Source organism: Stackebrandtia nassauensis DSM 44728, from assembly GCF_000024545.1.
Classification (GTDB): domain Bacteria; phylum Actinomycetota; class Actinomycetes; order Mycobacteriales; family Micromonosporaceae; genus Stackebrandtia; species Stackebrandtia nassauensis.
Map to the genome: position 1 here is coordinate 365,716 of NC_013947.1, position 24,574 is coordinate 390,289.

Sequence of the window (24,574 nt, forward strand, 5' to 3'; positions counted from 1 at the left end):
GCTGTTTGGCGGGGCCAACTGGGTTAAGCCCGGCCTAGGCGGTGATCTTCATTTCCCGGACGAGGTCGCCGTCCAGCGTGAACGTGAACGTCGACGGTCCGTTGAATCCGTTGCCGCCCACCTGGAGGACCGCGACCACGGTGTCGCCGTCCTCGCGGATGCTGTCGACCTCGAAAGTCTGCTGGAGCCCGATGCTCTCGCGCTCGCTCCAGCCCCGGATCTCGTTGTGGCCGGTGAAGCGGCGGCCCCAGTCGTCCACGACGCCGTCGTAGGCGAAGGTGGCGAGGAAACCGTCCATGTCGCCGCTGTTGACGGCGGTGATGAGGCGGTCAATCGGTGGTTTCAGTGCGGTCGTGCTCATGGTTATCCCCCCGAACCGTGAGACTAACCGAATCGGCGGGCCCGGCGTTGAGTTCGGCGAGGATTGTGCGGGTGTACTCCTCGGCCCGGCGGCGGCTGGTGGTCTCGATCTCGACCTCGCGCTCGCCGTCCTTGACCCGGATCCGGGTGCGGCCGACGCGCTGGCCGAGCCAGACGCCGATCGTGGTGGCCACGGCGGTGATGGCCCCGGGGTTGGACAGGATCGCCAGCACCGTGTCGGTGGCCTCGCCGAGGTGGCCGCCGGTCTGGCGGGGCGGGAGCAGGCGCAGGTCGGTCACGCCGCGCAGTTCGGACTCCCGACGCAGCCAGGCCAACAGCTGGCGGGCCTGCTCGGGGTCGTCGGTGACGATTGCCAGGGTGGTGGTCATGCCGCGAGAGTCCTGTTCCATCGGGGATTGCGGGTCAGAGCGAGGTTGTGGATGTTGTTGGTGCCGCGCTGCTGCGGTTTGGGCAGCCCCTTGGCGATGAGGCGACGGTCCAGCCGGGAGTAGATGTCGGACAGCCGGATCAGCTCCTCCCGCTCGTCCACCCCCTCGCTGAGAACACCCAACAGCGCGCCGGTGAAAGCGGTGTGGTCAGCCCCGTCGGACGCGTGAGCGGTACGGGTGGCCGTCGTCGCGGTGAGAACGTAGGTCCCTTCGATGTCGAGCTGCCCGGACGAGCGACCCGGGTCGGAGAGGTCGTCGATGGCTCGGCCCGCGAAGCAGCAGTCGAGGATGAGGATCTTGTTGCGCGCGGGAGCGTCGTGGACGGCTTTGCGCAGTTTGTCGTAGGGGAGCGCGGTGTACTCCCACAGCTCGGGGTCGGTGGTGGCCAGGCCGAGATAGAGCTGGCCGTCGTCGGCGATGAGACCGTGTCCGCTGTAGTAGACCAGCAGGGTGTCGGTCGCGGCGCGAGTGGCTTCGACGATCGCGGGGATGTGGGGTGTGTCGAGGTCGGTCGTGGGTTGGTGGACGCGATCGGGGGAGAAGGAACCGTGCTCGACGTCGGTGAGGCGGCGGTTGAGGCTGAGCAGGTTGTTGGTGATGGCGGGGGTGTCGGGGATCGCGTCGTGGGCGTAGTGGGCGGCGCCGAGCAGGACGGCGGTGGAGGTCAGGCGGTTGGGGAGGCGGGTGGCCGCGGGCGTCGTGAGATCGGACGGCTGGGGCGAGGGTTCGGTCGAGTCGGGGACGCGAAGCTCTTGAACGGGGATGCCCTTGAGCTCGGCGAGGGTGCGGCGTACCGCTTCGTCGTCGACGAGACCCAAATCCCGGCTGTAAGCCGCATTGAGCTCCGGCGCGTGTTCCTCTGTCCATTGCCGAACGTACAGCGCTCGGTTGAGTTGATGTTCGGGTGACTCGGGCTCGGATCCGGCTCCATCGAAGTCGTGGATCGCCTTGTCCATCGCCTCGAACTTCAAGCGGACGCGGTCTACGTCGAGTCGGGCGGTCTGCACGTTGGCGCAGGCTTCGTCGAGCAGGGTGACGGCCTTGGCAGGCAGGAACTGGTCGGGGATATAGCGGTTGGCGAGGTCGGCGGCGGTCGGTATCGCCTCGTCAGCGATGCTGACGGCGTGATGGGTGCTCAACCGTTGCCGGATGACCTCGTTGAGGACGGTGATGGTCTGCTCAGTGGACAGTTCGGGAATGCGCACCGGTTCGAAGTGGCGGTGTAGTGGCGATTCATTGGCGAACTTGGCGTATTCGCTGGGTTTCATCGTCATGACGACCTGCATGGTCTTATTGGACAAGTGCCGCCACAGGCTGGTCTCGGGGCCGTCGGTACCAAGCCGAGAACCGAAATCGACGTGCTCGGCGACGTCGTCGAGAAACAGGATGACGCCTTGGTGTGCCGCCCGGTCGAGGCAGTAGTTCAACCAGTACGGCGCCGGGTTGGAGCTCATCGTTTGTAGCCGGTCCCACTCCACCCAGAACGGTTCCTTGTCGCGGAGGGTGTCGGTCACCTGACCGGAGGCGAAGCATCGCGCCACATCCCGCAACACGACCGATTTCCCGACACCGGACTCTCCGATGAGGACGATATTGTTTCTTGTATTGCGGGACAGTACCTGCAGGATCCGCCGGACTTCGGGTTCCCGGACCGTCGTTGACGTCGTGCCCTCGAGAAAGCCGTTGAAGCATGCCTGGGTGGCGCTGAGGCACAGGTCCTTCAGTGTCCACATCGTGGGGGTGAGCACCATGATCGTGCCGTCGGACGAACGTTCCACGATGTCGCGAATCTGATCGACAGAATGTTCATTTCTCAGGTGCAGCAGGGCCTGGCGGACGGGCTGCATCACGATGCCCTTGGCCTCGAGCGTCAGCGCGGCTTCGTTGTCGCCATGGCGCAGGATCCCCAGCAGCAGGTGTTCCGGAGCTATGAGTGCATCGTCGAGGGACCGTGCTTCATCCCTTGCCGCGCTGAGAATGGCGGCCATCTCCTCAGCGAATGGAACGAGATCGTCGTCTTCGGGCTCCAACTCGAAGACGTGAACAGGATTCCGCTTGTCCTGATTGTGGTCCGACTCGGACAGACAGTCCATGATGCGACCGGCCATGGAGGCGGTCTCAAGGAGGCTCCCCAGCAGGTGCAATGGCTGCACGCGCGTACGCCCGGCCTGCTTGGCCTTTTTGCGGGCAAGTCGGACCAGGTAGGTCGCGTGGTCGTTGAATCCGCCAGCCATGTCTTCCTTCAGTGACTTGACGTAACAGGCTAGCGTGCATCTAGACATTCACCCCTATGGAAATGAGAACTCCCATGGCCGAAGTGGTCTACGACAAGAAGGACCAGCTCAAGCAGATCGAGGAACTCCTCCTCAACGGCGAACAGGTCATCGCCGTCTACGACGCCATCGGTGTCGGCACCGGCTTCATCGGCCTCACCGACAAGCGCGTCATCCTCAAGAACAAGTCCTTCGTCGGCAAGAAGGTCGCGCTGACCTCGATCCCCTACGCCAAGATCTCCGCCGTCAGCCTCACCAGCAACAAGTCCTTCGCGGGCCAGTGGTTCTCATCGGGCGAGATGGCCATCCACGCGGGCAAGGAGATCCACGAGATCGAGTTCCGTGGCGACCGCAAGACCCACCACGTCCACCAGGTGATCATGCACTACATCACGCGCTAGCGGGATGTCATGAAGCACGGCATCACGCGCTAAGCCCCCCGGGGGACGCCACACCACCAGCGCGGTCTCCCGGCTGACGTGTGTCTTGCGCGCCATGCGGAACGGTCCCATCGCGGCTTCGAGCTCGTCTCGTTCCGACTGGTACATCTCCACATGGGACATGAGCTCGTTGATGTGGGTCCGCAGGGCGGTGACCTGGTTCTCCAGCTGCATGATGCGCTTGATTCCGGCGAGGTTGACGCCGTCTTCCTGGCTGAGACGCTGGATTTCGCGTAGTTGGGCCACGTCGCGGACGCTGTAGCGGCGGCCGCCGCCCGCCGTGCGGGAGGGTTGGACCAGTCCGAGTCTGTCGTACTGGCGGAGGGTTTGCGGGTGCATGCCCGCCATCTCGGCCGCCACCGAGATCGCCAGCACCTTCGCGTCCAATGCCGCGTCGGACATTGGCGGTTGTGCCGCGCTGCGGCTGTTCCTGTCTACCACTGCGGCCCCACCTTTCAAGACGTTTCGGACGCCGCGACGGCGCGTTCGATCTTCCCCCGGGGAGCCGCCGGAGCGGACTTGGCGTAGTCCTCAAGGGCCGTACGGGCGGCGTCGGACAGTTTGTCGGGGACGTCGATGTCCACCGTCACCAACAGGTCGCCGGAAGTCTTGCCGTTGCGCGAGACTCCGCGTCCGCGTACTCGAAGAATACGCCCGCTGGGAGTGCCCGGGGGGACCCTCAGGGTCACCGGTTCGTCCAGTGTGGGGACCCGGAGGGTGGTGCCCAGTGCCGCTTCGGACAGCGAGATCGGCACCGACAGCAGGATGTCGTCACCGTCGCGGGTGAACAGTTCGTGGGCGCGCACCCGGATGAGCACGTACAGGTCGCCGGACGGGCCGCCGCGTTCGCCGGGCTCGCCGCGACCGGCGAGCCGGATCTTCTGGCCGTCGCGGACCCCGGCGGGGATCCGCACCGTGAGGGTCCGGGTCTTGGTGACGCCGCCGCTGCCTCGGCATTCGGGGCACTTGTCGGTGACGATGGTGCCGACGCCGTCGCAGTCGCGGCAGGGCTCGGACAGGCTGAACGCGCCCTGGTTGACCGTGCGCACTCCGGCGCCGTTGCAGGACGGACAGGTCTTCGGGCTGGTGCCGGGTTTGGCGCCGTTGCCGTGGCAGGTGTCGCACACGCCGGGGGAGCGCAGTTTCAGCGGCAGCGTGATGCCGGCGACCGCGTCGCCGAAGTCGAGCTCCACACTGGTCTCGACGTCCCGGCCCTTGCCGGGGCCGCGACGGCGGTTGCCGCCGAAGAAGGACCCGAACAGGTCGCCCAGGCCGCCACCGGCGCCGCCGCCGGCGAATCCGCCGCCCCGGGCCTGGGCCATCAGGTCGTCGAAGTCGAAGGGGGTCTGGCCGCCGCCCATCCGGGCGCCGCGGCGGAAGGCCCCGGCGCCCATGAGGGAGCGCATCTCGTCGTATTCCTTGCGCTGCTTCTCGTCCGAGAGCACCGCGTGTGCCTCCGAGACCTCCTTGAAGCGTTCCTCGGAGTCGGCGTTACCGGGGTTGTGGTCGGGGTGCAGTTCCCGGGCCAGCTGGCGGTACGCCTTCTTGATGTCGGACTGGGGAGCGTCTTTGGGCACGCCGAGGACCTTGTAGAAGTCCTTGTCAAGCCAATCGCGTGACACCATGACGCTGCCCCCTTTCCGTCGTCGTTATTCGTTCTCGGTCTTCTTGGTGTCGTCGGGAGCCGACTTGTCCTTTTCGGACTCCGGCTTCTCCTCGTCGACCGCTTCCGAGCCCGCCTCGGCGTCGGACTCGGCCGCCTCGGCCACCGCGTCCTCCACCTGTTCAGCCTTCACCTGCTCCTCGTCGGAGGGCACGTCGGCGTCCAGGTTGGGCGTGGCGTCCTCGTCCTTGGTCTCGGCGAGTTCCTCGACCTCCACCTCGGCCTCGACCGCGGCTTCAGCCTCCGCTTCGGCCTTGGCCTCGGTCTCAGCCTCGACGGCCTCCTCGGTCTCGGCGGACAGCTCGGCGTCCTCGGCCACGGCCTCGGTCTTACCGGTCTCAGCGGTCTCGGCCTCAGCGGGTTCGGCCACCGCGACCATCGCCGGACGCAGCAGCCGCTCCCCGAGCCGGTACCCGCGCCGCATGACGTCAATGCACGAGGTCTCGGTGACCTCGGGCGACACCATGTGCGCCACCGCCTCGTGGACCGCCGGGTCGAAGGGATCGCCCTTCTCGCCGAAGACCTCCAGGCCCAGCTTGATCAGCGCGTTGAGCAACTGCTCCGAGACGGTCGCGAACGGACCCTCCAGGTCGCCGTGCTCGCGGGCCCGGTCGATGTCGTCCAGCACCGGCAGCAGCCCGGCGACCACGGTCGCGGTCGTCTGCTCGGCGGCCAGCGACTTGTCGCGCTCGACCCGCTTGCGGTAGTTGTGGTACTCGGCGGTGATCCGTTGCAGATCGGCGGTCCGCTCCGACAGCTGAGTCGCCAGGTCCGTGGATTCCTCCGCCGTGTCCTTGTCGGCCGCGCCGGAATCCGGGGTCTCCGCCTCCGGCGGTCCGGACTCCTTCGCCTCCGTAGCGTCTGCGTTCTGCTCGGCGGTCACTTCTTGTCGTCCTCGTCGACAATCTCGGCGTCAACAACGTCATCGTCGGCCTTGGCGGACGACTGCTGCTCGGCTCCGGGAGCCTCGCCGCCCTCGGCGCCACCGGCTTCCTGCTGCTGCGCGGCGTACATCGCGGCCCCGGCTTCCTGCGAGACCTTGATCAGCGCGTCGGTGGCGTCCTTGACCTTGTCCAGGTCGGTGCCGCCCAGCGCGGTCTTCAGCTCGGTCAGCTTGGTCTCGATCTCGCCCTTCTTGTCCTCGGGCAGCTTGTCACCGGACTCGGCCAAAAGCTTCTCGGTCTGGTAGACCCAGGTCTCGCCGACGTTGCGAGTCTCGGCCTCCTCCTTGCGCTTGCGGTCCTCGTCGGCGTGGTCCTGCGCCTCGCGCATCATCTTCTCGATGTCCTCCTTGGGAAGCGAGGAACCGCCGGTGATCGTCATCGACTGGGCCTTGCCGGTCGCGACGTCCTTGGCGGACACGTTGACGATGCCGTTGGCGTCGATGTCGAAGGTGACCTCGACCTGCGGGACGCCCCGGGGCGCCGGCGGCAGGCCGGTCAGCTCGAAGGTGCCCAGCTTCTTGTTGTAGGCGGCGATCTCGCGCTCGCCCTGGAACACCTGGATCAGCACCGAGGGCTGGTTGTCGTCGGCGGTGGTGAAGCTCTCCGAGCGCTTGGTCGGGATGGTGGTGTTGCGCTCGATCAGCTTGGTGAAGATGCCGCCCTTGGTCTCGATGCCCAGGCTCAGCGGGGTCACGTCCAGCAGCAGGACGTCCTTGACCTCACCCTTGAGGACACCGGCCTGCAGCGCGGCACCCACGGCGACGACCTCGTCGGGGTTGACGCCCTTGTTGGGGTCCTTGCCGATGAGTTCGGTGACCATCGAGCTGATGGCGGGCATCCGGGTGGAGCCGCCGACCATGATGACGTGGTCGATCGCGGAGACGTTCATGCCCGCGTCCTTGATGGCCTGCTCGAACGGCTTCTTGCAGCGTTCACGCAGGTCGGAGGTCATCTTCTCGAACTCGGCGCGGGTGATGTTGAGGTCCAGGTGCAGCGGACCGTCGGCACCGGCGGTGATGTACGGCAGGTTGATCGAGGTCTGGGTCGCGGCCGACAGTTCGATCTTGGCCTTCTCGGCGGCTTCCTTCAGCCGCTGCAGCGCCATCTTGTCCTTGGTCAGGTCGACGCCGTGCTGGCCGTTGAAGGTCTTGGCCATGTGCTCGATGAGGCGGTCGTCCCAGTCGTCGCCGCCCAGGTGGTTGTCACCGTTGGTGGCCTTGACCTGGATGACGCCGTCGGCGATCTCCAGCAGCGAGACGTCGAAGGTACCGCCGCCCAGGTCGAAGACCAGGATGGTCTGTTCCTTGTCGCCCTTGTCGAGGCCGTAGGCCAGCGCGGCGGCGGTCGGCTCGTTGATGATGCGCAGCACGTTGAAGCCGGCGATCTCCCCGGCCTCCTTGGTGGCGGTGCGCTCGGCGTCGTTGAAGTACGCGGGCACCGTGATCACGGCGTCGGTGATGTTCTCGCCCAGGTAGGCCTCGGCGTCGCGCTTCAGCTTCATCAGCGTGCGGGCGCTGATCTCCTGAGCGGTGTAGTGCTTGCCGTCGATGTCGACCGACCAGTCCGAGCCCATGTGCCGCTTGACCGACCGGATGGTGCGATCTGGGTTGGTGACGGCCTGGCGTTTGGCGACTTCTCCGACGAGAACCTCGCCGTTCTTCGCGAACGCGACGATGGATGGAGTGGTGCGTGAACCCTCGGCGTTGGTGATCACCGTGGGCTCACCGCCCTCGAGGACGCTGACGCAGGAGTTGGTGGTCCCGAGGTCGATGCCGACCGCACGTGCCATGTGTTGCTCCCCCAAACGAGTGGATGCTGGTAAACGACTGACAGACCGCGCTAGGTTGAGCGGCCTGGACTCAATTGTGGCGTCGTCACACTGTGATTGTCAAGTGACTGTTGAGTCACACAGGCTCAAGTCTACTGGGTCACACATCCCCCGATAACGCCGCCGAACAGGTCAGCCGTACTCTTGATCGGTAATCGGGCGGAACTCCCGGGAAGTGGTGAGCAGGGAATGCCAGCGACTGTCGTCATCGGAACGCAGTGGGGCGATGAAGGTAAGGGCAAGGCCACCGATCTTCTCGGTGAACACATGGACTACGTCGTCCGGTATCAGGGCGGCAACAACGCGGGGCACACCGTCGTCACCCCCGACGGCGAGAAGTTCGCGATCCATCTGTGCCCGGTCGGCATCCTGACGCCGGGTTGCGTCCCGGTCATCGGCAACGGCGTCGTCGTCGACCCGAAGTTCCTGCTGCACGAACTCGACGGTCTGGCCGCCCGCGGCGTCGACGTCTCCAACCTGCGACTGTCCTCCGACGCGCACCTCGTGATGCCGCACCACCGGGCGCTGGACCGGGTGGTGGAGCGCTACCTCGGCTCGGCCCGCATCGGCACCACCGGCCGCGGCATCGGCCCCGCCTACGGCGACAAGGTCGGCCGCGTCGGCATCCGGGTCCAGGACCTGCTCGACCCCGGCATCCTCAAGCAGAAGTTGGAGATGGTGCTGCGCGAGAAGAACCAGGTCCTGGTCAAGGTTTACAACCGCAAGGCCATCGACGTCCAGACGGTCGTGGACGAGTACCTCGGCTACGCCGACCGGCTGGCGCCCTACATCGCCGACACCCGGCTGGAGCTGGACAAGGCGCTGACCGCGGGCAAGAACGTCCTGCTCGAAGGCGCCCAGGCGACCATGCTGGACGTCGACCACGGCACCTACCCGTTCGTGACCTCCTCCAACCCGACCACCGGCGGCGCCTGCATGGGCTCGGGCATTCCGCCCACCCGCATCGACAAGGTCATCGGGATCATCAAGGCCTACACGACCCGCGTCGGCGCGGGACCGTTCCCGACCGAACTGTTCGACGAGAACGGCGCGCATCTGCTCAAAGTGGGCGGAGAGTACGGCGTCACCACCGGACGCGAACGCCGCTGCGGCTGGTTCGACGCCGTCATCGGCCGCTACGCGGTGCGGGTCAACGGCATCACCGACCTGTTCCTCACCAAGGCCGACGTGCTGTCCAGCCTGCCGAAGGTGCCCATCTGCGTCGGCTACGACATCGACGGCGAGTTCCACGAGGAGATGCCGATGTCGCAGACGGCGCTGCACCACGCGACGCCGCGCTACGAGTACCACGACGGTTGGTGGGAGGACATCAGCGAATGCCGCGAGTTCTCCGACCTGCCCAAGAACGCGCAGTCGTACATCGAACGGCTGGAAGAACTGTGCGGTGCCCGGATCAGCGTCATCGGCGTCGGACCGGGTCGTTCACAGAACATTGTCCGTTCCGCATTGATATAGCCATCCGGCGCTTTGATTCCGTTGACAACGAATGTGTCGGCACACACTAGCGGAAGCTGGCGCGTGCCAGTCATACTGTGTGGGCGGTGTCGGAGTGCGGCGGACCGTCGCGCCGCGCTGACCGCCGAATGGACCGGTACATAACAGGAGACAAGTCGATGGGGCGCACGCTCGGGCCGTTCACCGACGTGTCAACGGCGCGTGTCGACGGGGCCTACGAGATCTACCGGGGCGAGGACGACGACGGCCGCGAGGTCGAGATCCTCACGCTGGGAGCCACCTCGGCCAAGGACCCGGCCCGTCGCGCCCTGCTGTCGGACACAGTGGCGTGGGCACACGCCACCCGCGGCCCCGCCGACGCCTCGATCCTTTCGGCCGACCTGGATTCCGACCAGCCCTATGTGGTGACACTGCGACAGGACGGCATGCGCGGCGTCGAGCGGATGCTGGAGCGCATGCTCGCGATGGGCCCGCCCAGCGGCCCGCTGTCGGGCGTGAACCAGAACAGCGGTCAGTTCCCGATCGTCGGACCGCCGACCGGCCACATCCCCGTCGTCACCGGCCACACCGACCCGCACGGCATCCCCCGGGTGGTGTCGACCCCGCCGTCGGGATCCCCGGTGGCACCGGCCTCCCCGATGGCGTCCTATGTGACCAAAGCCCAGACCAGCCGTCCACCGTGGCTGGTCCCGATGGCCGTCGTGCTGCTGTTGCTGGTGCTGATCGCCGGTGGTTTCTTCGTCTTCTATGGAATGTCCGGTGAGGACTCCGACGGGACGCCGGGCGGCGGTGAGTCCGGGGCCGACGACCAGAACGCCCAGGAGATGAAACCCAGCTGGGACGACAGCCTGCCGCCGGTCAAGGTCGTCGGCGACCAGACCTACACCGGCGACGAGGGCGAGACCATCGCGCTCGCCCGGTGGCCGTTCGCCTTCAAGGTCACCCCGGGCATGACCTGCGAGCAGCCCGAGAACCTGCTGGCCGAGTGCGCCGTCCCCGACCAGGCCGAGGACACCTGGGCCGAGATCCAGGTCCAGGAATGCCCCGACGGCTGTGGCGAGCCCGCGAAGAACAAACTCGTCAACGCCTTCGACATGCCCGGCGAGGAAGAACGCGTCGACGCCAACACCCAGATCGGCAACGAGTACTTCAACGACGAGGACCTGTACCACGTCGGCATGACCCGGTTCTACGAACCCGAACCGGGACATGTCCTGTTCGTGACGGTCTTCGCCTCGGGCAACCGCAGCGAATCAGCCATGCAGGAACTGCACCGCATCGTCAACAGCGTCGCGACCCAGACCTCGGCCGTCTAGAACACGCACAACGCGAGCGTCGCGTCGTCGTGCGCGCGCCCACGTGGCCACTTCTTGCACTCCAGATCCGTGGTCTCGGCCGTGCGGGTCTGGTTGATGACCTCTTCCGGCCCTCCCGAACTGGCCAGGTCCAGCAACTCGGTCCAGGTCAGGATCCCGAAACGGTCCACCAGCCGGGTCGCCCCGTCGCTGGCCACGATCGCCCGCCGCACCTGCTCGGTACCCAGGTGCCCGGCCAGCGCCCGATACGCGGCCTGCGGATCAGCGGCGGCGATCGGGAACCCGTCCGGCTGGTTGCGCAGCTTCTCCACCACCGCCATGTACTCCCGCGTGTTGCGTTTCGCCTGCTCTTCGTCCGACCCGATGGACGGAAACGGGATCCGGATCTCCCGATCGTCGGTGACCACGATCGGCTCCGGGCTGCCGTCGTCGATGGCGATGGTCGAATCCCCCAACACCAGGTACTCCACCGTGCGACGGTTCTCCCGCAGGATCACCACCGTCGAGGCGGGCGTCGACGGATGGTGCAGATCGCACCGCCCATGGTGAGCGGTCGCGGTCTCGGCGATGGCGGTGGCCAGCGCGTCGTCCAGCGGCGTCGCCAGATCCCCGGCACTGCGCAGCACCGCGGTCCCCAGCGTCTTGACGTACCACGGAAGCCCGTGCGCGCAACCACGCTCGGTGTCCTCGGCGATGTTGTCCGGCTGTCCGCAACCGTCGAGAACGACGACAACACCCGGACCAGAGCCAAGCCAGTCCTCGTTGTCCCTGAACGGCCGGGTCGGGGTGGAAACTCCGGTGACTCTCACGTTGTTGAGTCTGACACGCCGAGTGCGGTGGACGCACGGCGAAACTGTGGTGACACTTGATCCCATGTCACTACCCGCGCCGGTACTCGACCTAGCCGCCTCCGTCGTCCCCGACGCCGAGGACCTCGGAAAACTCGCCTTCGCCTACGCGCACGGAGCCCCCCTGTCGGGCTTCGGCGACCCCGACGAAATCGGTCTGGTTTGTGTCTGGGACCAACCCGAGATCCCCGCCGCCGCCCCCACCGAGGCCACCCACGTCACCCAATCGTGGTTCGACGGCCTCGTCACCACGGTCACCTCCGGCGAAGGCTGGTCCCAACCCCCCACCGCCGCCCTCACCGACATCGCTGCCTTCGCCTACGGCGTCCTCCTGTCCGACGACGCGGGCGCAGGCACGGCGGCCCGGGGCACGGTCTCCGAATTCCCCACCCTCCTGGCCACCCGCTCGGCCAAGGCGCTCACCGAGGACCTCACCACGGTCCCCGCCGCCCTGTCCAACGACACCGACCCGTGGACCCGCGCCGAGACCCTCACCACAGCCCTCTACCGGGCCTACGTCGCCTGGTTCGCCGCCCACGGCCACTACTTCCCGGGCCCGGCCCGCCGCCACGAATACGCCACCCACTTCGGCATGGACGAGGTCATCCCCAAGGCCGAACAAAACCTGTGGAAAACCCTCGACCCCACCCACCAAAGCGACCGCTACACCGAGTTCGCCCAGCTGATCCTCAACGACCAATAACCCCCAATACCCGCTTGCGGGCCCTAAAACCAGCCTTGTAACATTCCCTGGTCGGCTCAACCGACAACAACCAGCGCTCGTAGCTCAACGGATAGAGCATCTGACTACGGATCAGAAGGTTGGGGGTTCGAATCCCTCCGAGCGCGCTCAACGTGTTACGAATCTTCAACCTCTGACCTGCGAAAAAAGCAGGTTGGAGGTTTCTCGCTTTCGGCGACATGCCCGGAAATCTGATCTTTGGGCATGTGCTCGGACATGAAGGAGTTTCGACTCATGCCAGCACGCAAGGGAAGTACCTGCGGAAACATCAAGGAACGCGGCCCGAACCAGTTCCGGGTGCGGGTCTACGCCGGTAAGGACCCGATCTCCGGCAAGCCGTTCTACCTCAAGTCCACAGAACAGCCCTTGGAATCTCTTCCGGGTCAAGGACTTCAAGACGGATTCCGAACGCTGGATCCTGCTGGACGACCTCACGATGGAACGTGCCACCGAGTAAATCGAGCGCATCCGGCAGCGACGCGCGGCCCTCGGCTTGGACATGACCGGGGAGGAGTACTTGCACTCGTATGACCCTGACAACTCGGTTCCGGGCTCGCTGTCGTACTTCACTCACCGATTCGCGGCGATGGCGAAGCGGTCGGGTTTTCACTGCACGCCGCAAAAGGTCCGGCATTTCAGCGCGACAAAGCTGTTGGCCGCCAAGATCGCCCTACCTGCCGTGGCGGGACGCCTCGGGCACAGCTCAGGTGGAAGGACCACGCTTCAGTACTACGCGGCGTGGTTGCGCGAGACGGACGACTCCGCTGTCCGTGTGCTCGCCGCCTGCATGCCAGAGCTGCCGCAGGTGCGTCGTGAAAAATCGCGCCGCGACTTCTCTGCTGAGCAACCAACACGCACGAAGGACGAACTCGAAGCGCGCATCTGCAACATCCGTCGTGAAGAAGGACTAGGACCGGTGAAGATCCAAGCTCGGCTGGCTGCCGAAGGAACAGACATCGCCTCTTCCGCGGTGTGGCTGGTGTTGAAGCGGCATGGTCTGAACAAGGCGGTTGGCTAGGTGTGCTGCCGTGGGGCGTGCCGTTGCGCCGTGATTGGTTACCCGGGTGGGTGCAGGAGTGCGGTCGCGATTCGGCGTACCCGTTCCATGGTGATGCCCTCGCGCTGCTCGACGGCCAAGGGATGGTCGGTCGGTTCCAGTTCCACGAACGGACGTTCGTTGATCGGTCGGGTGTGGACGTTGGTCTTCAGGTCGATGGTGCTGGGGGAGTACAGCGGCAGTTCGGTGCTCAGCCATCCGAAGTAGGGCGGTTCGGCCTCGCGTCCGGGTGTCTCCCACAGCCGGGTCGCCCGCTCGAAGTTCGCGGGGCTCAATGAGACCCACACGCCCCACGCGAAGGGCTCCTCGCCGTCCACGACAGGGATCTCGATCAGGCCCCTGACGAAGTGGATGCGGTCTGCGATGACGCACTGGTCCGATGACAGGACGCTGCGCGGGTCGTCGGCGTACTCCTGCCGCCAAGACGCCGGTGCCGTCGTCGAGTACCCCATTGGCAGGTCAGGGTGGTATTCGCCGCAATCCACACAGGTGAAGCCGAGTTGTTGTGTCATGGAGCGAAAGACTAAACAGCGCACACAGCAATGCCTCCAGACGGCGCCTGGAGGGCGCAGCAGGAACGGAGTTCCCAACAGGACGTGGCCGGGGTTGCTCGCGCAACGCAACGGCCGAACCCGTGGCGGTCCGGCCGTTGGCATGCTGCGGATGCGCTTGAGGTGACAGTCGCCGGTAAGTCAACGCTGGGCCTGCCCGCAGTTGCCCCGCGCTCCACACCCTGCCGTCACGGCAAATCGGAGGACCCCGAGTGCCCCATGGTGGGAGAGCTTCAATGGTCCGATTTGCTGGGATGCTGTGTTACGTCGCTGAAGGGCGACGGGTTTGTTCCCAAGCAAGTGGGTTGGCTTTCAGAATCTCATCAGCCAGTCCACGAGCCGTGTCGGTTTTCAACGCGGCAAGACTGCTTTCGATCCAGCGCGTAACGGTGGAAACTCCTTGGTGCTGGTATTCGACTGCTTGGATGAGACATTCAAGTTTGTCGGCGTCTTTGGCGCACAAAGCCTCTGGCGTCTGGCCTGCTTCGAATTCGGCTATCGCGTCGCGTATGACTTGTCCGGCTTGGTCGGAGCATTTGGCGGTTTGGTCGGCCGCAATAGTGTCGGGAGCGGTTGCTTTGAGGTAGTGCTTGCCGATCTTGGGAATGTCGCCAATGCGGGTTTCCGGGGTGTCGTGCAGTGAGCACAGCATGGATGTGCGTGCAGGGTCGGCGCCTTCGTGGCTGGCGATGATCATTCCGGTGATCGCGGTGCGCCAGCTGTGTTCGGCGATGCTTTCGGGGTCACGGATACCTGCGATCCACCACCCGGTGCGGCGAGTGCGTTTCAGTAGCCCGATTTCGAGCAGGTATCCCGCTTCACCAGCAAGTTCGCTCACGCCTTGGCCTTTCATTTGCGGTATCCAAGCTCGGCAAGTGCAGATTTCATCGAGCGTAGTTCCCGAAGGGACTGTTGGGAGACTCGGTTGCTGTCAGCGGCTTCGTCGATGCGATCAAGCAACAACAGCGAGGTTTGCTTGTCATCGATGATGAGCCCGCGTTGGGAACGCAGCAGCAGCCACAGGTTGTGTGTGTTGAGGTCAATGAGCGGGTGGGTGGTTTGAAGTCGTTCCACCAGGTGGGGGTACATACGGGAGCCTCGCCAGCGAAGGAGATTTCGGGGCATAAAGCCGTCGTCTCCTTCGCGGTCGGGCATGTCACCTACCCAATAGGCGGTGTAGTTGAGAGCGGCGGTCTCGCAATCGTCGCTTTCTTGAGCGTGAGTGATGAAGCGGCGCAACGGTTCCGGGTCGCCTCGATAAGCACAGGAAACGACATGGGATCGGGCGTCCAGCCACGACGGTGACCATGATTCGCCGCCGACGAGGTACCGGGAGGCGGCGGTGGACAGTTTTGCTGGTGTATCTAGGCGTGCAAGTCCCGTGAGAAAACATGCTTGGCTGCGCAGCAGCAACGTTGAACCGTCTTGCTCACCCCTATCACTGAGTTGAAGCAGGTTGGCGTTCAACTGCTTACGGTCAATCCACCCGAGTTCTGGCCGAGTCGGGGCGGGGCCGCGCCGCCGCACTGGAGGAATGCGAGAAGCGATGCGCGGAGGAACTCCAGTTAGCGCCCAAGTCAAGAGTTCCGAGATCCGCAAGTCCATCACGCACCCGGCGAGCGGGTGTTGACCCAGTTCACCGTCGGGCACGGGGGTAGCGATCGCGGTAATGATCAGATCTGCCTCGATAGCCACCGGGATCATGGCCACCAGTTCGGAATCAACGCCCAGGCGCAGCAATTGTCTGCCGAGTCGTCGCACCTGCGTCATGGTCGCTGCGCCAAGTGGTCGGCGACCGGATTCCCAGCTTTGGACTGTTGTTGGGTCAACGGCCAGCGTCTCGGCAAAGGCTTCTTGACTCACGGGGATGGATTGGCGCGCGACCTTCAGCATGAACCCGCTAATGCCTCCATACGCCCGCGGTTCCTGCTTCACGTTGTCACCTCCGACCGGACCATCTACCAGCGTATTTGACGCAATCGAACCCGTACTAGCAGTCAGTGTTCCAAGCCTCTCCTAAACCGTAGCGTTCGGTGCCTTAGCCGTATCTCTAGCAGGAGGTTCGTCATGATCTCGGAGAACCCGAAGACGTGGGGGACGTACGGGACGTTCACTCTCGACGGCCAATCACTGACGTACCACGTGGCACATGGTCACTACTGGCGTGACGACATCGACGGCGGTACTCGCCTGTTCCAAGACAGGCTGGACGGTCGGGACCTTTTGATCCTCATCGCCGAGATGAGGCAGTCATGAGCTTCACCGACTCGGAAACCCTGGCGCGGAATGCCAACTACACCATGAAGTGTCACAGCAAAGTGGACACCGAAGGGTATTGCACCGGTTGCCGCAACTACCACGGCAAGTTGGAACGTCCCGGACCCGAGGGCTGCTACTTCTACCGCCTCGCCTTCGAGGTCTACCGCAAGCACGCCCTGTCCCACTCCATCCAAGGAGACGACAATGTCTACATTCGCCACACCTGATCTGCGTAATCCGGTGGTCGCCTGGGAAGTCATCGCGCGCTCGGCGGTTCACATCGTGCGCGAAGCCCGAGCCAGCCGACGCTTGGAACCGCTGTCCATTGACGGGCGCATGCTCGTCAACGCCGTGGTGGCGTTGGGCATCGACCTCGACGTCCCCAAAACCGTCTCCATCCCCGCCAGCCTGCGACGCGGGTTGTCCGAACGCGAAACCCAGGTGCTGTTGGGCATCGCGGGCGGCAAGTCCAACGCCGAGATCGGCCGGGAACTGTTCATCACCGAGGACACCGTCAAAACCCATGCGCGTCGCATGTACCGCAAACTCGGTGCCCGCGACCGCGCCCACGCGGTGGCTGAAGCCTTCCGGATCGGAATCCTCAGTTGATCGCGGTCATTGCTCTAGGTAGGCAGCCACAGGAGGGGTTGTGGGAAGCGTTGCAGAACTCATCGCGGCGGTTCGGGCCGCACTGTCGACCCTGGCAGAGGGCCGAACATTAACGAACCAAGCCCGAGCAACGCTTGAAGAGGCGACCGGCCGTATGGAGGGGATAGCCAGAGGATCGGCCAGCTATCAGCTCCGTAACTCGCTCGACGCTCTTGCGGCTGCTGTGGCCGGGCTGGATCGGATGGCCGAGGCCGAAAACGCCGCCCAGGAGCACGTCATCGCGTATCTTGCCAGCATCGGCGCTGACGGACGCGCACCCGAACCGGAGCCTGAGAAGACCAGCCCGAAGAAACCGACCGCTTCCTCAGATCTCAAGGCGATTGGTGAGCGTCTTGGGCTGAAGCCTTGCGAAGGGCTGCTGGGGACACTTCCTGCGATGAAACCCAACTCCGGCCAGCGGACCCGAGGCCGGTGGCACAAGCACCCCGACCGGGAACTCACCTCCGGAGCCAACGACCGGGACTGGGAACACGTCAAAGACTTCTGGCATCACAACATCTGGTCCGGCACCGCCGAAGACACCGAGCCGCGGTGGCTGGCCCATCTGGAACTCAAGTTCGCCATGACCATGCGCCGCACCCGAACCAAGTCCGAGCCAGTTGACCAAGTGCACGAAGAGATCACGATCAACCATCCGGATGGTCCCTGCCCGCAATGCCAGCTGTTGTTGCCGTACTTCCTTGAAGAGGGTTCTAGTCTGACAATCCACTGGCCCGCAGGTTCAGCAACCTACATTGGCCGTCCGTACTTCGATCGGCCTCTTCGCGACGTGAAGCCATATATCAACGAGGAGCAGCAGTGAACGCGTATGCGGCGATGATGGGGCCGGACTATTGGATGACCCTGGACGACGATGCTGCCGTCGAGGCTTTGTTCGCATCGCTGAAGAACACCGTCGGCCAAGACGGTCACCGCTGCATGGTCACCATCGGCCCCGAAACCGACGACGGGATACAACCGCACCTGGAGATCGCCACCGACGGCGCCAACGCTTACCTGCGGTCGCACGGGAACATCGCCGCAGAACCCGGCCGCGCCATCCCCGAGTTCCACGCCGTCCACCACCCCGACGGCCAGACCACGATCCACCACACTCACACCTTCGAAACCCGCACCGGCTTGGAAGACATCCCCGTCAACCACATGCGCGTGTCACCAAACTGGGCTGTGGAAACCGTCAAACGCTACATCGACACCAGTGAGCATCCTGATTGTATTGAGTGGATTGATTCACCAGCAGGTGAATAAGAAAGATCCACGCAATAAAGTGGCCAAAATCGACTAGATTAAATCCCCGGCAGAGAAACATGATTATGGTCGTTCGGTAGTTAAAGCCAAACAAAAATCATGTACTTCGCCATGCGTGGCTTGTGCCGGTCAAGACAGAACCGCCAACTATTGCAGAAATCCCATCAACATTACCGAATGAAATGTTGGTTCGCAGGACGCGGATGGCATCATCGACTAGGGGATCATCCACTCTTACTATATTTCCAGGAATAATGTCAAAAACTGGGTAATCGTGTACTTCGAAATCAATTCGCTTGGAGCCGCCGCCTCTGAAGTCTATACAGCTAGCTGCCACCATTTCCGGTTCGCCGTACATTACAAGCTGAGCGAACACTTCGTCGGTGCAAAGGTTAATAAGGTCATTGGCCTGGATGAACGCTTCAGCGTAGTTGCGCGCTCCCCCGCTCAGTCTAGCAACTGCACGCCGAGTTGAATCAGCTCGATATCTACTTCTGTCAATTGCCAATTTGGTTGTATTTGAATCTACCTCGCCAGACGATAGCACGCGAGAGAGCTCGTTTCGTGATTCCTTCAAATTTGTTTTGTCTATATCGGTTAGGGCATCATTCGTAGATGTGAAAGTATTCCATTCTTTCGTCTCCTGAAGGGCCCTGCACACGGCACGAGCAGATTCATCTATTTGCTTTGCGATCTTCTGCGCCTTTACTATACTCGGGACCTTCGGGGGACAGGACATAAATTGCAGCCCCAATTTTCTCTCTTCAGGAGACCATATGAGTTGGTTGGTAAATTCGAGCGTTGTGAATGGTGACCCTTTGGCGAGTTGAGGTGCCAGAATAAACGGATACCCAGCCAGATGTGCGCGAAACCAAGCGACCGTTACTCGATGTGCCCGCTCCAGAAACGTCATCTTAGTCAACCACACCCCAAGCGTTTGCTCCGAAACTTTACTCGATGAGTGCTTCTTGTGATCTTCGTACAGGAGAGGGACAATGCTTGCAAGTAGCAATGGGTTACGCATGGCATCGCTATAACCAGCTACAAGTTCCTGTAGCAAGGCCGCCACGGTTTTCTGGCCAAGCTGCTTATCTGCCAAAGGCGCATTCTTTGGCAGCGCAGAACTTACCTCCGCAACTATCGGTATCTCTGCCCAAACTTGAGCCTGTTCTCGTACTGATCGCCAAAGTTCTACAGTTGCGTCCACCTTGCCTCCTTGACATGTGACCAGCGATAGTTGTGCCGAAATTACCTCATAGCCACTTATTTCCGACTAGCGTATTTATTGCATCATTTATTCGATCTGAAGCAGACTCTTGAGGCGACTTTCGCATGACGGATTCAACGCTGCTTTCTCGATATGCCTCAAGTTCTGCAGACAAAGATCCCTCATTGGCACGCACAGAAATATGCGAGGCTTGAGCGAACTCAATAGGCCATTCATCTAGAAAGCCTTCATTTGGACGAGGCCGCACGATTGCTTCCAGCCCAAACGGGCCGATGGCCTTCATAAGGGGGTCTCTTGTCCTAGCCGGTGCAACCTGATCAATTAGAGTGGACAAAGCTTCGGATTCAGCGACGGCGTAGTTTTGTAGCGCCGCGCATGCAGATTCGATCGAGTCCAAGCGTGGCAAAGCAGGTCCTGGAGATTGACGGAGCGCCTCCTTGAGTAGGACCCTCCAGAGCCTGACTGCAACTGCAAGTGGTCCCTCATCAGAGGTACAGACAACAGAAGGCGCTTCATGTAGCATTTGCTGTCCCACGTGATGCTCAACCCAGCCACTGGGTCCGTCAGTCAAATAGGCGATGGTTCGGATACCGTCATTCCACATGTTGATTCCGAAAACTCTTTCCTCTGGCAGAAGCATCTTGAGATGTTCTGTTGCTTGGCCTGGGGAAGAGTGATCAACCGGGCGTCGATCATACTGTGCGATGCGAGCTGCGCAGAATGGAAGGCTTCGAGTAACGGCAGTGGCCAGCTGTGTGTCTACTCCTCCAATTTCGGCAGCAAAGATAACCCGCTGGTAGTCATCGTCAGCTATCAGATCGGGGATCGATGTCAGCATTTTTGCGCTTGCCCACCCAGCAAGATAATCAGCAAATGAGTCGTGCAGTGGCGCTCGAAGTTGGGTGTAGCCGATTGTCGTGAGAAGACCGCAGCGATCGGCTGCCTCTCTGACAGTCAATGGGCTTACGTCAATACCGGCGTCCGCAACTAGAGTGCAAGCTTCAGATACCAAGCGGCTCCATTCAAGTGGAGCCGCGTACCTGCGACCTTCGTCCAGAAGCCGGGAGAATACTACCCCCAGCACCGCGACAGTGCTGGCCATATCTGAGGTTAGTCCTCGTTCTGCCATACGCTCAATCGCGGCTGCGTACATGCTCGGCCGGTCCTCGAACGGTATACCATCATTAATGAGCTGTGCCCCCATCACAAAAAGCATTGGATTCTCGGCAGCATCTCCCAATGATCTTTCTACCATACCGATCAAAGTTCTCGCACTTGTGTCACGGTCTCCATCGGATTGCCCTTGCGGGACTAGTCTCTGAGCTAGCTGGAAACGTTCGCTATGACCGATGGGAGCAATTGTAAAGCGCGTGGGTAGCGCATTTACCGGTAGAACTGAAGTAACTGCAGCAATGTCTCTTCCCGCCAGTATAATTCGCGCCCCATTACCTCTCGCTACATGGCCTCGAAGCTCCTCTCGAAGGTCATTGCGTATGGTGTGAGGAACTTCAGATACACCATCGATAAATAGCACAACATTGGCATCATGAAGTAGCTGTTTTCCAGTGGCGCTGGGAATGTCTCGCCGGAGAATTGCAGACAACGCGTCGGCGACCAAGGCGTCGAGACGGTTGCCTAGATAAGCCTCAGCATGAGCCACGAGTACTACACTTCCCTCTACCGCTGCCGACTTTTGCAGTACGGCGGCAGCTGTAGACTTACCCGAACCCGGGCGTCCTGTTAGGATAACCGGGCCTTGACAGCTCCTGAGCTGTTCAAGACCCAGGGTTTGGTCATTCCAAGGCAAGGTCGCATGTTGTGCTCGAGTTGGCAAAAGTCGCGGTGCGGTAACCGAACCGTCAGGCAGATCGCGTGCCAAGTGCAAGTACTCGTTTTGCAACGTGCCTGGCCAGCGGTCCTCTACATGAATTCTGTCCAGCCCGCCGAGAATGTCCGCGATTTCATCTCGTCCGACAAAACGTTCCTCCGGGGCGGAATAGCTGGCTTTCGTCGACAAGACTCGAAAGAGACGGTCAATAGTCTGACCCGCGAGGTCGGACAGGTCGGTATCGCAGCGGCTTCCCGGCAACATGGATCGCACTTGCCGCTCTGCCTCCGCAAGGATCGGTTCGACACCGTATAGTTCTTGCCTAATTGCTACCCGGGCCAATACGGGGTATATTGGATCGGAGGCGGAAATTCCGACCAACTTTGCGATCTGAGCCCATTCACCTTCAGCTGCTTCGCTAAGTGCGTCTCGGAGCGCTTCTGCACTTGGCCCCAGACGGCCAGCAGTGACGATCTCAAAGGATGCACCCTTCGCGAGCGGCAGTTTGATCCACCGCTTTACGATCTGAAGCAGCTCACCCCTTCCCCAAGTGCGTTCTGGCCCACGAGTTTTGATCTGTTTAGCTAGAACCACGGTGGCGTCGACGCAATGAACCTCTATGTCCATGACGTCTTCCGTCCCCTCAACACGGATGCCACTGAGGGTTTCGTCGCCGAACACGTCTAGTGCAGTCAGAACTGCGTGGGCGTGCTGGTAGCTGATACCACGAACCGTATCTACCCCACCCACAATCGCATTATCCCCCAACCGGCCGACCAACGGCAACCAGGATGGGGTACCTCAATCTAAACCGGACGATGTGGGCCATAGGTGGCGGGAATTAGTTGGGCACAGAAGGAGGCGAGGCTAAGTTTGAGGAAGAACGAACTTGTGACTTGCCGTGTGGCGAGAACCTGAGGAACTCAGAGCATTCTGGCAAACTTTCAGGTTCAGGTTCGAGTGCCCATAGTATTTAGACACTGTGGATTTATTGGGCATGGCTTTGGGCATGCACGGGGTATAACGAAACATGCCCAGATGCTCGTGACATGCCGAAACGTCGATGATAGATTAAGAGAAATACCAGCTTACGAGCCCGGCACAGGACTACGGATCAGAAGGTTGGGGGTTCGAATGCCTCCGAGCGCGCCAAAGTACCGACATATCGAGGGTGAAGTGGTAGAGCCACTTCGCCCTTCTTTGTTGCCGCTTTCGTCGAACTTCATCACAGTCCCTACCTGCGACGATTGTCGCCTTGGAGGAGAATTCCGATGAAGAAGTGGTATAACTCGCTCTCACCGGGTGAACAGTTCGGTGCCGTAGTGGGCGGGACCGTGGGCGCTCTCATTTTCTTGTTCGCCATGTGCGGTTTCGTTGGAGTCTTGGCAGATTCGGACGGGACGAACGTCAGTCATGTGGGCGCAAGCACCAGCGCGAGTGCATCGGAATCGCCAACCGCATCCTCTCCATCCGCCTCGTCGAAGTCGCCCTCGCCCGAGCCGTCGACCAGCAGCGAGAAGCCGTCGCCCAAGCCGAGCAAATCCGAATCGCCGTCGCCGCCTCCCAAGCCCGATCTGTGTGGCGCGCCCCAGAACCCATACGGATACAACTACTGCGGCACGGGCGGAGTCGTGCACGATCCGCCAGGTGATATCTGTTTCTACTTCGAGTGCATCGACTACTTCGACGAGGGCAAGGGCTACATGGTCGCGTGCGACGACGGCATGGTCAGCATGTCGGGCGGCCGTTCAGGAGCCTGTTCGTATCACGGCGGTGTGGGCCGCACTGTTTATGGCGGTTGAGGGTTTACAGGTGGCAGTCGAACTCGCCGGTGGTGGTTGTGTCGCCCGCTAGTTTGTCGTCGTCGTAGACCGTGACGAAGGTGGAGACGTTGTCGTCGACGTTCTTGGCCCAGTCGCGGCCCATCTGCCAGTAGACGCGGGTGTCCTCGCAGTTGTAGATGTCGCCCTCGATGTTGAGGTAGTTGTCGGTGAGGGTGACTTTTTCGGTGTCGCGGCCGTAGAGCTGCCAGCTGTCGGGTTGGTCGGCGGCGGTGAAGTGTTTCTTCCAGCGTTTGGTGATGTCTTCGGTTTTGGTGGCGTCGGATTCGGTTGTGCAGCCGCTAAATGCCAGCAGGCAGGCGAGGCTTGTCGCCAGTGCCGTCGGTTTGGGTCTCATGCGCTGTCACCGTGTCCTTCGCGGGTCGATCATAGCGATGGTGGAGGGATTGGGAGGTGAGCGTGGCGGTGAGGCCGATGGTGGCGAGGGTGGCCGAGATCCAGGTGATGGTGGGGAGGCCCAGGTGGGCGCCGATGAGGAGGCCTGAGGCCCATGGGGCGAGTGTGATGCCGACGTTGAACGCGGTGATGTTGGTGGCTCCCGCGAGGGTGGGGGCGTTGTTGGCTAGGGAGAAGACGAGGACGTTGACGGCCGGGTTGGTGGCGAAGCCGGAGACCGCGAGGAGGAAGGAGGCGATGAGGGTGAGCGTGGGGTTGGTGGCGCCTGTGAACAGGAGGACTGCGGCGGCGATGACACCGCCGAAGCCGGTGTAGAGGGTGGCGAAGGGGTGGGCGTCGGCGAACCTGCCCCCCAGGGTGATGCCGAGCAGGGAGCCCAGTCCGAACAGGACCAGGACGGCGGGGACCCAGGTGGTGGGGATGTCGGTGACGCCGGTCAGGAGGGCGCCCAGGTAGGTGAAGGTGGCCATGACGGCGCCCGAGGACATGGCGGTGGCGACGTAGGCGATCCAGATGCGGCCGCCTGCGAAGGTGCGCAGTTCGGTGCGGAGGCGGGGGCGGTCTTCGGGGGTGGATTTTTGGGAGGGGACGGTTTTGGCGACGCCCAGGGCCGACAGGGCGGTGAGGGCGGCGACCGTCCAGAAGGCGGCGCGCCAGCCGAAATGCTGGCCGATGACGGTTCCGGCGGGGACGCCGACGACGGTGGCGATGGTGAGGCCACCGGCGACTATGGACATCGCTTTGCCCCGGGCTTGGGGGCCGGCCATGGTGATCGCGGTGACCGAGGCGACGGCCCAGAAGCCCGCGTAGGCGAAGGCTCCGGCGAAGCGGGTGAGCAGCAGGAGTTCGTAGGTGGGGGCCAGGGCGCCGAGGATGTGGGCCGCGGTGAAGGCGGCGAGCAGGGCCAGGAGGGTTTTGCGGCGATCCCAGCGCAGCGTGAGGACGGCGAGGATGGGGGCGCCGATCGCCATGCCGACGGCGAAGCCGGACGTGAGCAGGCCCGCTTGCGGGATGGTGATGTTGAGGTCCGAGGCGATGTCGGTGAGCAGGCCGGACAGGATGAGTTCGCTGGTGCCCTGGGCGAAGATGGCGGCGCCCAGGAGGTAGATGGCGACAGGCATGGGTGGGTCTCCGTTTTGGATAGGACAGTACAGAACT

The 24,574-nt window shown here is 62.8% G+C and carries 23 protein-coding genes, 1 tRNA gene and 4 pseudogenes; 12 read left to right on the forward strand and 16 right to left on the reverse strand.

The window, feature by feature from the left end:
• Positions 1–34: 34 nt before the first annotated feature.
• From SNAS_RS01805 to SNAS_RS37905, 4 genes and pseudogenes are all read right to left on the reverse strand, one after another.
• Complete coding sequence (locus SNAS_RS01805) at positions 35–361, reverse strand: nuclear transport factor 2 family protein (RefSeq protein WP_013015648.1); 327 nt, start codon at positions 359–361, stop codon at positions 35–37.
• On the reverse strand, positions 330–749 hold the full coding sequence (locus SNAS_RS01810) for an effector-associated constant component EACC1 (protein ID WP_013015649.1): 420 nt from the start codon (positions 747–749) through the stop codon (positions 330–332). The genes SNAS_RS01805 and SNAS_RS01810 overlap by 32 nt, the downstream gene beginning before the upstream one ends.
• Positions 746–2,587: a caspase, EACC1-associated type gene (locus SNAS_RS32230; RefSeq protein WP_244409098.1), complete on the reverse strand. Its 1,842-nt coding sequence runs from the start codon at positions 2,585–2,587 to the stop codon at positions 746–748. Before SNAS_RS32230 ends, SNAS_RS01810 begins: the two co-directional genes overlap by 4 nt.
• Positions 2,588–2,731: 144 nt before the next feature.
• Positions 2,732–3,091: pseudogene (locus SNAS_RS37905) on the reverse strand (Clp protease N-terminal domain-containing protein); the annotation flags it as partial.
• Positions 3,092–3,117: 26 nt separating this feature from the next.
• Between SNAS_RS37905 and SNAS_RS01825 the strand changes: the two are divergent.
• Positions 3,118–3,483, forward strand: a complete 366-nt coding sequence (locus SNAS_RS01825) for a PH domain-containing protein (RefSeq protein ID WP_013015651.1) — start codon at positions 3,118–3,120, stop codon at positions 3,481–3,483.
• Positions 3,484–3,665: 182 nt separating this feature from the next.
• Here the strand turns inward: SNAS_RS01825 and SNAS_RS37410 are convergent.
• From SNAS_RS37410 to dnaK, 4 genes and pseudogenes are all read right to left on the reverse strand, one after another.
• Positions 3,666–3,924, reverse strand: a pseudogene (locus SNAS_RS37410) (heat shock protein transcriptional repressor HspR); the annotation flags it as partial.
• Between the two features lie 53 nt (positions 3,925–3,977).
• Complete coding sequence (gene dnaJ / locus SNAS_RS01830) at positions 3,978–5,147, reverse strand: molecular chaperone DnaJ (protein ID WP_013015652.1); 1,170 nt, start codon at positions 5,145–5,147, stop codon at positions 3,978–3,980.
• A 396-nt stretch (positions 5,148–5,543) separates the two neighbouring features.
• Positions 5,544–6,044: pseudogene (grpE, locus tag SNAS_RS37415) on the reverse strand (nucleotide exchange factor GrpE); the annotation flags it as partial.
• A 20-nt stretch (positions 6,045–6,064) separates the two neighbouring features.
• Complete coding sequence (gene dnaK, locus SNAS_RS01840; RefSeq protein ID WP_013015654.1) at positions 6,065–7,918, reverse strand: molecular chaperone DnaK; 1,854 nt, start codon at positions 7,916–7,918, stop codon at positions 6,065–6,067.
• A 228-nt stretch (positions 7,919–8,146) separates the two neighbouring features.
• On the opposite strand from dnaK, the gene SNAS_RS01845 reads away from it, so the two are divergent.
• Positions 8,147–9,433 carry an adenylosuccinate synthase gene (locus tag SNAS_RS01845; RefSeq protein ID WP_013015655.1) on the forward strand — a complete coding sequence of 429 codons (1,287 nt, stop codon included), beginning with the start codon at positions 8,147–8,149 and terminating at the stop codon, positions 9,431–9,433.
• A gap of 158 nt (positions 9,434–9,591) precedes the next feature.
• On the forward strand, positions 9,592–10,749 hold the full coding sequence (locus SNAS_RS01850) for a hypothetical protein (RefSeq protein ID WP_013015656.1): 1,158 nt from the start codon (positions 9,592–9,594) through the stop codon (positions 10,747–10,749).
• Here the strand turns inward: SNAS_RS01850 and SNAS_RS01855 are convergent.
• Positions 10,746–11,558, reverse strand: a complete 813-nt coding sequence (locus SNAS_RS01855) for a hypothetical protein (protein WP_013015657.1) — start codon at positions 11,556–11,558, stop codon at positions 10,746–10,748. The genes SNAS_RS01850 and SNAS_RS01855 overlap by 4 nt on opposite strands.
• A gap of 64 nt (positions 11,559–11,622) precedes the next feature.
• Here SNAS_RS01855 and SNAS_RS01860 point away from each other — a divergent pair, with 64 nt between their 5' ends.
• From SNAS_RS01860 to SNAS_RS32235, 3 genes are all read left to right on the forward strand, one after another.
• Positions 11,623–12,300 carry a hypothetical protein gene (locus SNAS_RS01860; RefSeq protein WP_013015658.1) on the forward strand — a complete coding sequence of 226 codons (678 nt, stop codon included), beginning with the start codon at positions 11,623–11,625 and terminating at the stop codon, positions 12,298–12,300.
• Between the two features lie 73 nt (positions 12,301–12,373).
• Positions 12,374–12,446, forward strand: a tRNA-Arg gene (locus SNAS_RS01865).
• 392 nt (positions 12,447–12,838) lie between these two features.
• The gene (locus tag SNAS_RS32235) at positions 12,839–13,357 is read left to right on the forward strand and encodes a tyrosine-type recombinase/integrase (protein WP_013015659.1); all 519 of its coding nucleotides are present in this window, start codon (positions 12,839–12,841) and stop codon (positions 13,355–13,357) included.
• A gap of 38 nt (positions 13,358–13,395) precedes the next feature.
• Here SNAS_RS32235 and SNAS_RS01875 read toward each other — a convergent pair whose 3' ends face one another.
• The 3 genes from SNAS_RS01875 to SNAS_RS34895 form a co-directional block, all read right to left on the reverse strand.
• Positions 13,396–13,908 carry a DUF2199 domain-containing protein gene (locus SNAS_RS01875; RefSeq protein ID WP_083786991.1) on the reverse strand — a complete coding sequence of 171 codons (513 nt, stop codon included), beginning with the start codon at positions 13,906–13,908 and terminating at the stop codon, positions 13,396–13,398.
• A 301-nt stretch (positions 13,909–14,209) separates the two neighbouring features.
• A complete protein-coding gene (locus SNAS_RS33655; protein WP_013015661.1) occupies positions 14,210–14,800 on the reverse strand; it encodes an HD domain-containing protein in 591 nt (196 codons plus the stop codon).
• Positions 14,797–15,882: a helix-turn-helix domain-containing protein gene (locus SNAS_RS34895; RefSeq protein WP_013015662.1), complete on the reverse strand. Its 1,086-nt coding sequence runs from the start codon at positions 15,880–15,882 to the stop codon at positions 14,797–14,799. The genes SNAS_RS33655 and SNAS_RS34895 overlap by 4 nt, the downstream gene beginning before the upstream one ends.
• 132 nt (positions 15,883–16,014) lie before the next feature.
• On the opposite strand from SNAS_RS34895, the gene SNAS_RS01890 reads away from it, so the two are divergent.
• From SNAS_RS01890 to SNAS_RS01910, 5 genes and pseudogenes are all read left to right on the forward strand, one after another.
• Entirely contained in the window at positions 16,015–16,203 is a 189-nt protein-coding gene (locus SNAS_RS01890; RefSeq protein ID WP_013015663.1) for a hypothetical protein, read from the forward strand.
• Complete coding sequence (locus tag SNAS_RS01895; protein WP_013015664.1) at positions 16,200–16,433, forward strand: hypothetical protein; 234 nt, start codon at positions 16,200–16,202, stop codon at positions 16,431–16,433. The genes SNAS_RS01890 and SNAS_RS01895 overlap by 4 nt, the downstream gene beginning before the upstream one ends.
• A 190-nt stretch (positions 16,434–16,623) precedes the next feature.
• A pseudogene (locus SNAS_RS36460) lies at positions 16,624–16,815 on the forward strand (response regulator transcription factor); the annotation flags it as partial.
• A 40-nt stretch (positions 16,816–16,855) separates the two neighbouring features.
• Positions 16,856–17,677, forward strand: coding sequence for a DddA-like double-stranded DNA deaminase toxin (locus SNAS_RS01905; RefSeq protein ID WP_013015666.1), 822 nt, complete (start codon positions 16,856–16,858; stop codon positions 17,675–17,677).
• The gene (locus SNAS_RS01910; RefSeq protein WP_013015667.1) at positions 17,674–18,123 is read left to right on the forward strand and encodes a hypothetical protein; all 450 of its coding nucleotides are present in this window, start codon (positions 17,674–17,676) and stop codon (positions 18,121–18,123) included. The genes SNAS_RS01905 and SNAS_RS01910 overlap by 4 nt, the downstream gene beginning before the upstream one ends.
• Before the next feature lie 97 nt (positions 18,124–18,220).
• On the opposite strand, the gene SNAS_RS34900 is transcribed toward SNAS_RS01910, so the two are convergent.
• Positions 18,221–19,330: a hypothetical protein gene (locus SNAS_RS34900; RefSeq protein ID WP_013015668.1), complete on the reverse strand. Its 1,110-nt coding sequence runs from the start codon at positions 19,328–19,330 to the stop codon at positions 18,221–18,223.
• A gap of 46 nt (positions 19,331–19,376) precedes the next feature.
• A complete protein-coding gene (locus tag SNAS_RS34905) occupies positions 19,377–21,929 on the reverse strand; it encodes an NACHT domain-containing protein (protein WP_144300364.1) in 2,553 nt (850 codons plus the stop codon).
• 521 nt (positions 21,930–22,450) lie between these two features.
• On the opposite strand from SNAS_RS34905, the gene SNAS_RS34910 reads away from it, so the two are divergent.
• Positions 22,451–22,981 carry a hypothetical protein gene (locus SNAS_RS34910; protein WP_013015670.1) on the forward strand — a complete coding sequence of 177 codons (531 nt, stop codon included), beginning with the start codon at positions 22,451–22,453 and terminating at the stop codon, positions 22,979–22,981.
• Between the two features lie 4 nt (positions 22,982–22,985).
• On the opposite strand, the gene SNAS_RS01920 is transcribed toward SNAS_RS34910, so the two are convergent.
• Both SNAS_RS01920 and SNAS_RS01925 read right to left on the reverse strand, forming a co-directional pair.
• Positions 22,986–23,357 (reverse strand): hypothetical protein, encoded by a 372-nt coding sequence (locus SNAS_RS01920; protein WP_013015671.1) that lies wholly within the window; start codon positions 23,355–23,357, stop codon positions 22,986–22,988.
• Complete coding sequence (locus tag SNAS_RS01925) at positions 23,302–24,537, reverse strand: Cmx/CmrA family chloramphenicol efflux MFS transporter (RefSeq protein WP_013015672.1); 1,236 nt, start codon at positions 24,535–24,537, stop codon at positions 23,302–23,304. Before SNAS_RS01925 ends, SNAS_RS01920 begins: the two co-directional genes overlap by 56 nt.
• Between the last annotated feature and the right edge of the window lie 37 nt (positions 24,538–24,574).

Excerpts from the sequence above, each read along its gene's own strand:
- SNAS_RS01860 (WP_013015658.1), top strand. The coding sequence starts at position 11,623 with ATGTCACTACCCGCGCCGGTACTCGACCTAGCCGCCTCCGTCGTCCCC.
- dnaJ (WP_013015652.1), bottom strand. The coding sequence starts at position 5,147 with ATGGTGTCACGCGATTGGCTTGACAAGGACTTCTACAAGGTCCTCGGC.
- SNAS_RS01810 (WP_013015649.1), bottom strand. The coding sequence starts at position 749 with ATGACCACCACCCTGGCAATCGTCACCGACGACCCCGAGCAGGCCCGC.
- SNAS_RS34910 (WP_013015670.1), top strand. The coding sequence starts at position 22,451 with ATGAAGAAGTGGTATAACTCGCTCTCACCGGGTGAACAGTTCGGTGCC.
- SNAS_RS01890 (WP_013015663.1), top strand. The coding sequence starts at position 16,015 with ATGATCTCGGAGAACCCGAAGACGTGGGGGACGTACGGGACGTTCACT.
- SNAS_RS01825 (WP_013015651.1), top strand. The coding sequence starts at position 3,118 with ATGGCCGAAGTGGTCTACGACAAGAAGGACCAGCTCAAGCAGATCGAG.
- SNAS_RS01845 (WP_013015655.1), top strand. The coding sequence starts at position 8,147 with ATGCCAGCGACTGTCGTCATCGGAACGCAGTGGGGCGATGAAGGTAAG.
- SNAS_RS01920 (WP_013015671.1), bottom strand. The coding sequence starts at position 23,357 with ATGAGACCCAAACCGACGGCACTGGCGACAAGCCTCGCCTGCCTGCTG.
- SNAS_RS01875 (WP_083786991.1), bottom strand. The coding sequence starts at position 13,908 with ATGACACAACAACTCGGCTTCACCTGTGTGGATTGCGGCGAATACCAC.
- SNAS_RS01805 (WP_013015648.1), bottom strand. The coding sequence starts at position 361 with ATGAGCACGACCGCACTGAAACCACCGATTGACCGCCTCATCACCGCC.
- SNAS_RS33655 (WP_013015661.1), bottom strand. The coding sequence starts at position 14,800 with ATGAAAGGCCAAGGCGTGAGCGAACTTGCTGGTGAAGCGGGATACCTG.
- SNAS_RS32235 (WP_013015659.1), top strand. The coding sequence starts at position 12,839 with ATGACCGGGGAGGAGTACTTGCACTCGTATGACCCTGACAACTCGGTT.
- SNAS_RS01850 (WP_013015656.1), top strand. The coding sequence starts at position 9,592 with ATGGGGCGCACGCTCGGGCCGTTCACCGACGTGTCAACGGCGCGTGTC.
- SNAS_RS01925 (WP_013015672.1), bottom strand. The coding sequence starts at position 24,537 with ATGCCTGTCGCCATCTACCTCCTGGGCGCCGCCATCTTCGCCCAGGGC.
- SNAS_RS01895 (WP_013015664.1), top strand. The coding sequence starts at position 16,200 with ATGAGCTTCACCGACTCGGAAACCCTGGCGCGGAATGCCAACTACACC.
- dnaK (WP_013015654.1), bottom strand. The coding sequence starts at position 7,918 with ATGGCACGTGCGGTCGGCATCGACCTCGGGACCACCAACTCCTGCGTC.